The sequence below is a fragment of the Pseudomonas sp. NFX5 genome, assembly GCF_049132125.1.
GTDB classification, from domain to species: domain Bacteria; phylum Pseudomonadota; class Gammaproteobacteria; order Pseudomonadales; family Pseudomonadaceae; genus Aquipseudomonas; species Aquipseudomonas marginalis.
In genome coordinates this window covers 280,156-292,618 of the sequence record NZ_JAFMZG010000023.1, presented here as the reverse complement: position 1 = coordinate 292,618, position 12,463 = coordinate 280,156, and the positions used below count along the sequence as shown (strand labels likewise).

Here is a 12,463-nt window from a genome sequence, read left to right as displayed (position 1 = left end):
CCCGACGCGTAACCCATTCTTTTCTCTGGAAATCCAAAAGCCTTGATCCGTCTGCTGAAGTTTTTCGGGTACTCCATTGTCGCGATCGTCTGCGGGCTGCTGCTCGTACTCAGCGGAGCCTACCTCTACCTTAGTCCGGGTTTACCCTCCGTAGAGGCCCTCAGAAGTATCCAGTTGCAGATTCCTTTGCGGGTCTACAGCAGCGATGAAAAGCTGATCGCGGAGTTCGGCGAAATGCGCCGCACACCGATCCGTTTTGCCGACATTCCACCTAATTTCATCAGCGCATTGCTGTCGGCCGAAGACGATAATTTTGCCAACCACTATGGCGTCGACCCCAGCAGCCTGGTGCGTGCGGCCACACAACTGGTAAAAAGCGGACACATTCAATCCGGCGGCAGCACCATCACCATGCAGGTGGCGAAGAACTTCTTCCTCACCAGCGAGCGCAGTTTTTCGCGCAAAGCCACTGAAATCCTGCTGGCATTGCAGATCGAACGTCAGCTGACCAAGGACGAGATCCTCGAGCTGTACGTCAACAAGATCTACCTGGGCAACCGTGCCTACGGGATCGAGGCGGCCTCCCAGGTCTACTACGGCAAGTCGATTCGTGACGCCAGCCTGGCGCAGATGGCGATGATTGCCGGCCTGCCCAAGGCCCCTTCGCGCTTCAACCCCCTGGCCAACCCGGCGCGCAGCAAAGAGCGCCGCGACTGGATCCTGGGGCGCATGTACAAGTTGGGCAAGATCGACCAGGCCGCCTATGAAAGTGCGGTGGCCGAGCCGTTGAACGCCAGCTACCACGTGCCGACGCCGGAAGTGAATGCCCCGTATATCGCCGAAATGGCGCGTGCCGAGATGGTCGGTCGTTACGGCAGCGAGGCCTACACCGAAGGCTTCCGCGTGACCACGACGGTTCCGAGCGACTTGCAGGAGATCGCCAATGACTCCGTGCATTCCGGCCTGATCACCTACGACCAGCGCCACGGCTACCGAGGGCCTGAGTCGCGCCTGCCAGGCAAGACCCTGAGCGCCTGGACGGCCGAGCTGGGCAAACAGCGTGCGATCAGCGGCCTGGAGCCGGCCATCGTCACCCAGGTGAAGAAAGATGGCGTGCAGGTACTGACCCGCACCGGCGAAGCCCACGTGGCCTGGGACAGCATGAAATGGGCGCGCCCGTTCCTGAACACCAACAGCATGGGCCCGATGCCGAAGCAACCGTCGGATGTCGCGCAAGTGGGTGACCTGATCCGCGTGCAACGCCAGAAGGACGACAGCCTGAAATTCAGCCAGGTGCCGCTGGCCCAGGGCGCCCTGGTATCGCTGGACCCGCAGAACGGTGCAATCCGCGCCCTGGTGGGTGGCTTCGCATTCGAGCAGAGCAACTACAACCGGGCCACCCAGGCCAAGCGCCAGCCGGGCTCGAGCTTCAAGCCGTTCATCTACAGCGCCGCCCTGGATAACGGCTACACCGCCGCCAGCCTGGTCAACGATGCACCCATCGTGTTCGTCGACGAGTACCTGGACAAAGTCTGGCGCCCGAAGAACGACACCAACACTTTCCTTGGCCCTATCCGTATCCGTGAGGCGCTGTACAAGTCACGCAACCTGGTGTCCATCCGCCTGCTGCAGGCGATGGGTGTCGGCAAGACCATCGACTACATCACGCGCTTTGGCTTCAACAAGTCGGACCTGCCGCCGAACCTGTCCCTGGCCTTGGGTACCGCGACCCTCACGCCGATGGAAATCGCCACCGGTTGGAGCACCTTTGCCAACGGCGGCTACAAGATCGCGCCGTACCTGATCGACAAGATCGAAAGCCGCAACGGCGACACCCTGTTCACCGCCAACCCGCCACGCGTGCCGGGTGATGTGGTCAACGGCATCGCTGCGACGGATGGCCTGGCGGCGCCAGGCAATGGCGGTATCACCATCGAGCCGACCCCAGGAACCGCGCCAGCCACCAACCCCGCTGCAACCGAACCGCAGGCACCCGCCGTGGCCGAGCGCATTGTGGATGGCCGTACCACCTATATCCTCAACAGCATCCTGGAAGACGTAATCAAGAAAGGCACCGGCCGGCGCGCCCTGGCCTTGGGGCGCGCGGACATCGCGGGCAAGACCGGTACCACCAACGAATCCAAGGATGCCTGGTTCTCCGGCTACAACGCCGACTACGTGACCACTGTGTGGACCGGCTATGACCAGCCGGAAAGCCTTGGCCGCCGCGAGTTCGGCGGTACCGTAGCGCTACCGATCTGGATGAGCTACATGGGCGCGGCCTTGAAGGACAAGCCGCTGCACACCCAACCGGAGCCGGAAGGCATCCTCAGCCTGCGGATCGACCCGGTCAGTGGCCGTGCGGCCTCACCGAGCACGCCGAACGCGTACTTCGAACTGTTCAAGAGCGAAGATACGCCGCCGTCGGTCAATGAGCTGGGCAACGGTGTCGTACCGGGCAGCCCGTTGCCGGCGGATGAGGCGGCGCCGATCGATCTGTTCTGACAGAGCCTGTGTTTAAACACAGATCCAATGTGGGAGGGGGCTTGCCCCCGATAGCGGTGGACCAGCCAGTTTATCTGTAGCTGACCCACTGCAATCGGGGGCAAGCCCCCTCCCACATTCGGTTCTCCGAGTTAATTACCACACAGCAAAAAGCCCCGACTCGCGAGAGCCGGGGCTTTTTGTTGGTGCGCTACAACGGCTTAGCCGTTGAACACATCATCCACGCTTTGCAGCGGGTAGTTTTTCGGATACGGCAGGGTGGCCACACCGGTCTCGATCGCGGCCTTGGCCACGGCATCGGAGATCAGGGTGATCAGGCGCTTATCCATTGGTTTCGGGATGATGTACTCACGACCGAATTCCAGCTTGGCGCCACCGTAGGCGTCGCACACGTCCTGAGGCACCGGCAGCTTGGCCAGTTCACGCAGGGCGTTGGCGGCAGCCACTTTCATCTCTTCGTTGATGCGCTTGGCGCGAACGTCCAGGGCACCACGGAAGATGAACGGGAAGCCCAAAACGTTGTTGACCTGGTTCGGGTAGTCCGAACGACCGGTGGCCATGATCACGTCGTCGCGGGTGGCGTGGGCCAGTTCCGGGGCGATTTCCGGATCAGGGTTGGAGCAGGCGAACACGATCGGGTTGGCCGCCATGGACTTCAGGCCTTCAGCGCTCAGCAGGTTCGGGCCGGACAGGCCGACGAACACGTCGGCACCGTTCAGGGCGTCAGCCAGGGTACGCTTGGAGGACGGGTGGGCAAACATCGCCTTGTACTGGTTCAGGTCGGTACGCTCGGACTGGATCACGCCCTTGCTGTCGACCATATAGATGTTTTCCAGCTTGGCGCCCATGCTGACGATCAGCTTCATGCAGGAGATGGCCGCAGCGCCGGCGCCCAGGCAGACGATCTTGGCGTCAGCCAGGGTCTTGCCGGCGATTTCCAGGGCGTTGATCATGCCGGCCGCGGTGACGATCGCGGTGCCGTGCTGGTCATCGTGGAATACCGGAATGTCGCACTGCTCGATCAGGGCCTTTTCGATCTCGAAGCACTCAGGTGCCTTGATGTCTTCCAGATTGATGCCACCGAAGGTGATGGAAATGCGCTTGACCGTGTCGATGAAAGCCTGCGGGCTCTCGGAGTCGACTTCGATATCGAAAACGTCGATGCCGGCGAAGCGCTTGAACAGCACGCCCTTACCTTCCATGACTGGCTTGGAGGCCAGTGGGCCGAGGTTACCCAGGCCGAGAATCGCGGTGCCATCGGAAATCACTGCAACCAGGTTGCCTTTGCCGGTGTACTTGTACGCCAGTTCGGGGTCGCGGGCGATTTCACGTACGGGCTCGGCCACGCCAGGGCTGTAGGCCAGCGACAGGTCGCGGGCGGTGGCGGTGGCTTTGGTGAGCTCTACACTCAGCTTTCCTGGACGAGGATGGGCATGATATTCGAGAGCGGCAGTTTTCAAATCAGACATATCGGCATTCCGCTTTTACTGTTGGTCGACGGACCGCCGAGGATACTCGTGTCGTAAAGTCCCTACAAGACTGGGCAGTCACAGGTGTCAAGGGCCCTGCACTAAGACTTTCGGCCAAGAGCCACGGGATACAAGGGCTCAACTGTTCACAATCGACTTAAAAAATGTCTACAATTTTTTCTCAAGGCGTCGATTTGAGCATGCCCGGATCGGTCAACGGCAGAAGCCAGCGCGCCTGACCTTTTTTCAGCCCGCCGCGTCGCGAGCGATCCTGTACCCAGCCCCGCGCCTCAACAGTGCGGCCTTGCAGACCATTGAGCGTGGCAGCATCGAATTGGCTGACCAGAACAGGGGCGATGCGTAATACCAGTGATCCCTGCATTTCAATCCAGATACCGCCACGATTGCGCTTTACCTGGCTGACCCGGCCACTGACCACGGCAAACCCGGAGCGTTTGAGCTGCGCCACAGACTGTACCGGCGATTGGCGCCACAGGCCCAGGCGCGCTTTACGGGCGCTGTTTTCAGCCGCCTGCTGACAGGCGACGAGATCGACATTCGGCGCCACGCCGACCTGGAACCCCAGGCCCTCAGCCAACAGTTGCGCCTCCAGGTTCTCACCGTCGGCACCATAGAGGTGGGCCAGGGTGCGGCCGTAATGATCCTTGCGCTCACGCCCCGGCACCAGGCCGACACGACCACCGCTGGCAGCCACCAGCGCCTGCAGGCGCTGACGAGCCGCGACTGCAAATGGCTCGTCGGCGCGCCCCTTCTTGCCGGTTTCCGGGGCATTGATACCGATCATCCGCACACTGCGGCCATCCTTGAGGCGCACCGTGTCGCCATCCACTACCCGCTGCACTTCCACGCGGGCCAGGGCCATCGGCGCGGGGCAGAATACCTCGGCCTGCACGGCCGTCACCCAAATCGCAGGCACAAAAAAGGCGCCCGCAAGGGACGCCTTTTTCAACAGCTGGCAAAAGCCCATAAGGCTTTTGAGCCTTACTCTGCTGGAGTAGCAGCAGGCTTCTTGCCGAAAGCACCAAAGCGATCTGCGAAGCGCTGTACACGGCCGCCGGTGTCCAGAGTTTTCTGCTTACCGGTGTAGAACGGGTGGCACTCGTTGCATACGTCAGTACCCAGTGGCTTGCACAGGTTCGAGCGAGTTTCGAACTTGTTGCCGCAGCTGCAGGTTACTTCGATGGTTTCGTACGCTGGATGGATATCGGCTTTCATGGTGACTTCCTCGGGCTAGCGTGCCGCCACTCGACACTATTGTCGAATACCGCACGTAATTAGGCCGCGGATTCTACCAGACCTTTTTAAACGCGCAAGCGGCGACACCCATCGCGCGTCAACATAAAAGCACCTTTCATCAGAAAACTGGCGGCTACCCCAAGCCTCTCCCGGTCTGCTAGGCTCCCGCCCCTGCGCCACCGCCTGCCTTTATAGATGAGACCTCTCGCGTGCCCGACGCCATTTTGCGCCTAGCCCTGCCCTCGCCCCTGCGCCGCCTGTTCGACTACCGGGCCCCGGCCGATGTGCTGCGTGCGCAGTTGCAGCCGGGCATGCGCGTGCGCGTGCCGTTTGGCCGTCGGGAGATGATCGGCATCCTGGTGGAAGTCGCCGACCACAGTGAAGTGCCGGCCGAGAAGCTCAAGCCGGCCATCGCCCTGCTCGATGCCACGCCGCCGTTGCCGCCCGCGCTGTTCAAGCTGTGCCTGTGGACCGCCCAGTATTACCAGCACAGCCTCGGTGACACGCTGAGCTGGGCACTGCCGGTGCTGTTGCGCCAGGGCGAACTGGCCGAAACGCGCCAGGAGCGCTTCTGGTCGACGGTGCCCGGCGCACGCCTCGACGACCCGCGCATCGCCCGCGCCCCGCGCCAGCGTGAAGCCCTGGCGACCCTGGCCCAGCATCCCCACGGCGTCGCCCATCAGCTATTGAGCAAGCTGATGCTGAGCAAGGACAGCCTCGACCTGTTGCTGGCCAAGGGCCTGGTACAGGTGGAAATCCGCAGGCACGCCCCCGACCCGCGCCACGAACACTGGCTGGCCCAGCCCGAACTGCCGCTGAACCCTGAACAACGCGCCGCCTATGAAGCGATTCGCGCAGGTTTCGACAGCTTCCATGCGTTCCTGCTGGCGGGCGTCACCGGCAGCGGCAAGACCGAAGTCTATTTGCAGCTGATCCGCGAAACCCTGCAGGCCGGCAAACAGGCACTGGTGCTGATCCCCGAGATCAACCTGGGCCCGCAGACCCTGGCGCGCTTCGAGCAGCGTTTCAATGCGCGCATCGCCCTGGTGCACTCGGCGGTCAATGACCGTGAACGCCTGGAGTCGTGGCTGGCGGCGCGGGATGGCGAAGCCGACATTATTATCGGCACCCGCTCGGCGCTGTTCACGCCGATGAAAAATCCCGGGCTGATCATCATCGACGAGGAGCACGACGGCTCCTATAAACAGCAGGAAGGCCTGCGCTACCACGCCCGCGACCTGGCGCTGGTGCGCGCGCGCCAGGAAGACATCCCGATTGTGCTGGGCTCGGCCACACCCTCCCTGGAAAGCCTGCACAACGCCTACACCGGTCGTTACGGGCTGCTGCGCCTGAACGAGCGCGCCGGCGGCGCCAAGCAACCACGCTTCCTGCGCCTGGACGTAAAAAGCCGGCCGCTGGACAGCGGCATTTCCGGGCCGATGCAACAAGCCATCGGCCAGACCCTGGCGGCCGGCCAGCAGGTCTTGGTGTTTCTCAACCGCCGGGGCTTTGCGCCGACGCTGCTGTGCCATGACTGCGGCTGGATGTCCGAGTGCGAGCGTTGCGATGCGCGCATGACCGTGCACCAGCGCCATGGCGAACTGCGTTGCCACCATTGCGGCCATGTGGAACGTGTACCGCGCCATTGCCCGCAGTGCGGCAAGGTCGACCTGCGTCCGGTGGGCGCAGGCACCGAGCGCGCCGAGGAGCGCCTGGGCATTCTGTTCCCGGACTACCCGGTTTTGCGGGTCGACCGCGACAGCACCTCGCGCAAGGACGCCATGAACCAGCTGTTCGCCACCATCCAGAAGGGCCAGCCGTGCATCCTCGTGGGCACACAGATGCTCGCCAAAGGGCACCACTTCCCCCGGGTGACCCTGGTGTCGATCCTGGATGCCGACGGCGGCCTGTTTTCCGGCGACTTTCGCGCCAGCGAGCGCATGGCGCAGCTGATCGTGCAGGTCGCCGGGCGTGCCGGGCGCGCCGAGGAGCCAGGCAAGGTGATTATCCAGACCCACCTGGCCGACCATCCGTTGCTGATTCAACTGACCGAACAAGGCTACTTTGCCTTCGCCGAACAGGCGCTGAGCGAACGCCGCTCCGCCGGCCTGCCGCCCTTTGCGCACCTCGCGCTGTTGCGCGCCGAAGCCCATAAACCGGGGCAGGCCGAGGGTTTTCTGGATGAAGCCTGCAGCGCCGCCGAACGCTTGCTCGGCGAGCTGGGGCTGAGCGGCATCGAATTGCTCGGCCCGGTACCCGCGCCCATGGAGCGTCGTGCCGGGCGTTATCGTGCCCAGCTACTCTTGCAGGCCACGTCCCGCGCACCGTTGCATCGCCTATTAAGTAGCTGGTTACTTGCGCTGGAGCAAATGCCCAGTGGCCGCCAGGTGCGATGGTCGTTGGATGTAGACCCGGTAGATTTGTATTAAGCCTGGCCATAGGTCCTGCGAAGGTTGGCAAGCCCGCCCTCGCCACGGATAATGCCCAGTTTTTCCACCTGCGCATCGCGCGCCGCCGCTTGCGGTCGAAAGAGAACACCATGAAAGACACCATTCGCCAGCTGATCCAACAAGCCCTCACCCAACTCGTCAACGAAGGTGTGTTGCCTGAAGGCCTGACGCCGGCGATCCAGGTGGAAAACACCCGCGACAAGACCCACGGCGACTTCGCCAGCAACATCGCGATGATGCTGTCCAAGCCGGCCGGCATGAAGCCGCGCGACCTGGCGGAAAAAATCATCGCCGCGCTGCCTGCCGACGAGAGCGTTACCAAGGCCGAAATCGCCGGCCCGGGCTTTATCAACTTCTTCCAGAACACCCAGGCCCTGGCTTCACGCCTGGATGCGGCCCTGGCCGACGCCAGGATCGGCGTACGCAAGGCCGGCCCGGCTCAGCGCGTGGCCATCGACCTGTCGGCGCCCAACCTGGCCAAGGAGATGCATGTCGGTCACCTGCGCTCGACCATCATCGGCGACGGCGTGGCCCGGGTCCTGGAGTTTCTCGGCGACACCGTGATCCGCCAGAACCACGTAGGCGACTGGGGCACTCAGTTCGGCATGCTGATGGCCTACCTGCAGGAAAACCCGATCACCAGCAACGAGCTGTCGGACCTGGAGAACTTCTACCGCGCCGCCAAGAAGCGTTTCGACGAATCCGAAGAGTTCGCCGATCGCGCCCGCGGTCTGGTGGTCAAGCTGCAAGCCGGCGACAAGGAATGCCTGGAACTGTGGGGCCGCTTCCGCGAGATCTCGCTGTCCCACTGCCAGGAAATCTACGAGTTGCTCAACGTCAAGCTGACCATGGCCGACGTGATGGGCGAAAGCGCCTACAACGACGACCTGATCAACGTGGTCAACGACCTCAAGGCCAAGGGCCTGCTGGTGGAGAGCAACGGCGCGCAGTGCGTGTTCCTCGATGAATTCAAGACCGCCGACGGCGAGCCGCTGCCGGTGATCATCGTCAAGGCCGATGGCGGCTACCTCTACGCCACCACCGACCTCGCGGCCGTGCGCTACCGCAGCGGCGTGCTCAAGGCCGACCGTGCGCTGTATTTCGTCGACCAGCGCCAGGCCCTGCACTTCCAGCAGGTGTTCGAAGTGGCACGTCGCGCCGGTTTCGTCACCCATCCGATGCACATGGAGCACATGGGCTTCGGCACCATGAACGGCGCCGATGGCCGCCCGTTCAAGACCCGCGATGGCGGCACCGTCAAGCTGATCGACCTGCTCAACGAAGCCCAGGACCGCGCCTACAACCTGGTGAAGGAAAAGAACCCGGAGCTGGCCGAGGCCGACCTGCGCAATATTGCCCGCGTGGTGGGGATTGGCGCGGTGAAATACGCCGACCTGTCCAAGCACCGCACCAGCGACTACAGCTTCAACTTCGAACTGATGCTCAACTTCGAGGGCAACACCGCGCCGTACCTGCTGTACGCCTACACCCGCGTGGCCGGTGTGTTCCGCAAGCTGGGCAAGGACTTCAGCGAAGTCGAAGGCCGCATCGTGCTGGACGCGCCCCATGAACAGGAGCTGGCCGCCAAGCTGGCGCAATTCGGCGAAGTACTGAACAGCGTCGGCGAGAAAGGCACGCCGCATATCCTGTGCACCTACCTGTACGAAGTCGCCGGGTTGTTCTCCAGCTTCTACGAGAACTGCCCGATCCTCACCGCCGACGACGAAGCCCAGAAGCAAAGTCGCCTGCGCCTCGCCGCACTGGCTGGACGGACCCTCAAGCAAGGCCTGGAACTGTTGGGCCTGGAAACTCTGGAGCGTATGTAAGTTGGCTGCCAAGAAAAAACCTGCACCCAAGCGCGGCGCCAGCCGCTACCAGGCCCCGGCGAAGAAGCCGATCCCAGGCTGGTTGTGGATGGCCATCGGCCTCACGGTCGGCGCGTTTATCGTGTTCCTGATGAAGCTGGACCCAGGCCAGGGCGATGACGTCAAACGGGTCAAGCAGGAGCAGCAGAAGGCCACGAAAATGGCCGAAGCCAACAAGACTGCACCGAGCCCGACAGCACCGGTAAAGCCGAAGTACGACTTCTATACGCTGCTGCCGGAATCGGAAGTGATCGTGCCGCCTGACGCCGTGCCGGAGAAAACCCTGCCGACGCCGCAAGTGCCGACCACCCCGGTAACCCCGGCAGAAGCCGCGAAAATCGATACCGCCCGGGCCCAGGCGGCGTTGGCCGGGATTACTCCGCCGCCAGCACCACCGGTTGCCGAAACCAAGGCCGCGCCGGTGACCAAGTTCTTCCTGCAGGCGGGCTCGTTCCCGAAGCAGGCCGATGCGGATCGCGTGCGTGCGCAGATCATTCTGTTGGGCCAGACGGTGACGGTGGAGTCCGGCACGGTGAAGGACGCGACCTGGTATCGCGTGCTGGTGGGGCCGTTCAGCAACCGCGAACAGCTCACCGTGGCGCAGAAGCAATTGGCCGGCGCCGGGTTTAGCAACCTGTTGTTACAACAGCGCCAGAGCCGCTGATTCGGGCTCAACTTCGATAAAAATGTGGGCGGGGGCTTGCCCCCGATGGCGGTGTATCAGTCGCCGAAAATATTGACTGATCTACCGCTATCGGGGGCAAGCCCCCTCCCACAGTTGCTTTTGCAGCGCTCTGAAATGGGTGTCAGACCGATAAACACCACTCGTCCGCCATAAACCCCCATGGTTGAAATCCCCCCCGCCACCCCCATATGAGTTTCCATCAGGGCATTTTCGCCCCGCTGCGTGGAGACTCTCCCCTTGACCACCATCGTTTCAGTACGTCGCCACGGCAAAGTCGTCATGGGCGGCGACGGCCAGGTTTCCCTGGGCAATACCGTGATGAAAGGCAATGCGAAAAAAGTGCGTCGCCTGTATCACGGCCAGGTCCTCGCCGGTTTTGCCGGTGCAACCGCCGACGCCTTCACCCTCTTCGAGCGTTTCGAAGGCCAGCTGGAAAAACACCAGGGCCACCTCGTACGCGCCGCGGTCGAACTCGCCAAGGAATGGCGCACCGACCGCTCCCTCAGCCGCCTGGAAGCCATGCTGGCCGTCGCCAACAAAGATGCGTCCCTGATCATCACCGGTAACGGCGATGTGGTTGAACCTGAACATGGCCTGATCGCCATGGGCTCCGGCGGCGGGTATGCACAAGCCGCAGCCAGCGCACTGTTGAAGAAAACCGACCTGTCGGCCCGCGAAATCGTCGAGACCGCCCTGGGCATCGCCGGCGATATCTGCGTGTTCACCAACCACAACTTCACCATTGAGGAGCAGGACCTCGCCGAGTAAGCCACAGGCTTATTCCCGCTTGAGGCCGCCAAACACTATGTCCATGACTCCCCGCGAAATCGTCCATGAACTCAATCGCCATATCATCGGCCAGGACGATGCCAAGCGCGCCGTTGCCATCGCGCTGCGTAACCGCTGGCGCCGGATGCAACTGCCCGAAGAATTGCGCGTTGAAGTAACACCGAAGAACATCCTGATGATCGGCCCGACCGGCGTCGGTAAAACCGAGATCGCGCGACGCCTGGCCAAGCTGGCCAACGCGCCGTTCATCAAGGTCGAAGCGACCAAGTTCACCGAAGTCGGCTATGTGGGCCGCGATGTCGAGTCGATCATTCGTGATCTGGCCGACGCTGCCCTGAAGCTGCTGCGCGAGCAGGAAATGACCAAGGTCAGCCACCGCGCCGAAGACGCCGCCGAAGAACGCATCCTCGACGCCCTGCTGCCACCCGCGCGCATGGGCTTCAACGAAGATGCCGCACCGGCCTCGGATTCCAACACCCGCCAGCTGTTCCGCAAGCGCCTGCGTGAAGGCCAGTTGGACGACAAGGAAATCGAGATCGAAGTCGCTGAAGTCTCTGGCGTCGACATCTCCGCACCGCCTGGCATGGAAGAAATGACCAGCCAGTTGCAGAATCTGTTCGCCAACATGGGCAAGGGCAAGAAGAAAAGCCGCAAGCTCAAGGTCAAGGACGCGCTGAAGCTGGTACGCGATGAAGAAGCGGGACGCCTGGTCAACGACGAAGAGCTCAAGGCCAAGGCCCTGGAAGCCGTTGAGCAGCATGGCATCGTGTTTATCGACGAGATCGACAAGGTCGCCAAGCGCGGCAACGCCGGCGGCGTCGATGTATCCCGCGAAGGTGTGCAGCGCGACCTGCTGCCGCTGATCGAAGGTTGCACTGTCAATACCAAGCTGGGCATGGTCAAGACCGACCACATCCTGTTTATCGCTTCGGGTGCGTTCCACCTGAGCAAGCCAAGCGACCTGGTGCCCGAGCTGCAAGGCCGGCTGCCGATTCGCGTAGAGCTGAAGGCGCTGACCCCCGGCGACTTCGAGCGCATCCTCAGCGAACCCCATGCGTCGCTCACCGAGCAGTACCGTGAGCTGCTGAAAACCGAAGGGCTGGGCATCGAGTTCCTGCCGGACGGTATCAAGCGCCTGGCGGAGATTGCCTGGCAGGTCAACGAGAAGACCGAGAACATCGGTGCGCGCCGCCTGCACACCTTGCTTGAGCGCCTGCTTGAGGAAGTGTCCTTCAGCGCCGGCGACATGGCCGGGGCGCAGAATGGCGTAGCGATCAAGATCGACGCCGACTACGTCAACAGCCACCTGGGCGAATTGGCGCAGAACGAGGACTTGTCGCGGTATATTCTGTAAGCCTCACACAGAACTGCTTTGCTTCAAATGTGGGAGGGGGCTTGCCCCCGATAGCGGTGGATCAGTCAGCTTATCTATAGCTGACCCAC

At 62.5% G+C, this 12,463-nt stretch carries 9 protein-coding genes; 6 read left to right on the top strand and 3 right to left on the bottom strand.

The genetic code is table 11. From position 1 onward, the window contains the following. Positions 1-45 precede the first annotated feature (45 nt). Positions 46-2,505, top strand: a complete 2,460-nt coding sequence (locus J1N02_RS15640) for a penicillin-binding protein 1A (protein WP_371263358.1) — start codon at positions 46-48, stop codon at positions 2,503-2,505. Between the two features lie 200 nt (positions 2,506-2,705). Here J1N02_RS15640 and J1N02_RS15635 read toward each other — a convergent pair whose 3' ends face one another. The 3 genes from J1N02_RS15635 to rpmE all read right to left on the bottom strand — a co-directional run bounded on the left by J1N02_RS15635 (position 2,706) and on the right by rpmE (position 5,210). Beyond that, positions 2,706-3,974 carry a malic enzyme-like NAD(P)-binding protein gene (locus J1N02_RS15635; protein ID WP_027605010.1) on the bottom strand — a complete coding sequence of 423 codons (1,269 nt, stop codon included), beginning with the start codon at positions 3,972-3,974 and terminating at the stop codon, positions 2,706-2,708. Positions 3,975-4,155: 181 nt separating this feature from the next. Then, the gene (locus tag J1N02_RS15630; protein ID WP_108573660.1) at positions 4,156-4,962 is read right to left on the bottom strand and encodes a thermonuclease family protein; all 807 of its coding nucleotides are present in this window, start codon (positions 4,960-4,962) and stop codon (positions 4,156-4,158) included. 14 nt (positions 4,963-4,976) lie between these two features. Beyond that, positions 4,977-5,210 (bottom strand): 50S ribosomal protein L31, encoded by a 234-nt coding sequence (rpmE, locus tag J1N02_RS15625; protein WP_005784030.1) that lies wholly within the window; start codon positions 5,208-5,210, stop codon positions 4,977-4,979. A gap of 230 nt (positions 5,211-5,440) precedes the next feature. Here rpmE and J1N02_RS15620 point away from each other — a divergent pair, with 230 nt between their 5' ends. The 5 genes from J1N02_RS15620 to hslU all read left to right on the top strand — a co-directional run bounded on the left by J1N02_RS15620 (position 5,441) and on the right by hslU (position 12,374). Continuing rightward, the gene (locus tag J1N02_RS15620) at positions 5,441-7,660 is read left to right on the top strand and encodes a primosomal protein N' (protein WP_421147473.1); all 2,220 of its coding nucleotides are present in this window, start codon (positions 5,441-5,443) and stop codon (positions 7,658-7,660) included. Positions 7,661-7,770: 110 nt separating this feature from the next. Beyond that, positions 7,771-9,507, top strand: a complete 1,737-nt coding sequence (argS, locus tag J1N02_RS15615; protein WP_098480515.1) for an arginine--tRNA ligase — start codon at positions 7,771-7,773, stop codon at positions 9,505-9,507. Between the two features lies 1 nt (position 9,508). Then, entirely contained in the window at positions 9,509-10,210 is a 702-nt protein-coding gene (locus J1N02_RS15610; RefSeq protein WP_027605014.1) for an SPOR domain-containing protein, read from the top strand. A gap of 258 nt (positions 10,211-10,468) precedes the next feature. Beyond that, the gene (gene hslV, locus J1N02_RS15605) at positions 10,469-10,999 is read left to right on the top strand and encodes an ATP-dependent protease subunit HslV (protein ID WP_010563201.1); all 531 of its coding nucleotides are present in this window, start codon (positions 10,469-10,471) and stop codon (positions 10,997-10,999) included. 37 nt (positions 11,000-11,036) lie between these two features. After that, positions 11,037-12,374 carry an ATP-dependent protease ATPase subunit HslU gene (gene hslU, locus J1N02_RS15600; protein WP_421147472.1) on the top strand — a complete coding sequence of 446 codons (1,338 nt, stop codon included), beginning with the start codon at positions 11,037-11,039 and terminating at the stop codon, positions 12,372-12,374. Positions 12,375-12,463 lie beyond the last annotated feature (89 nt).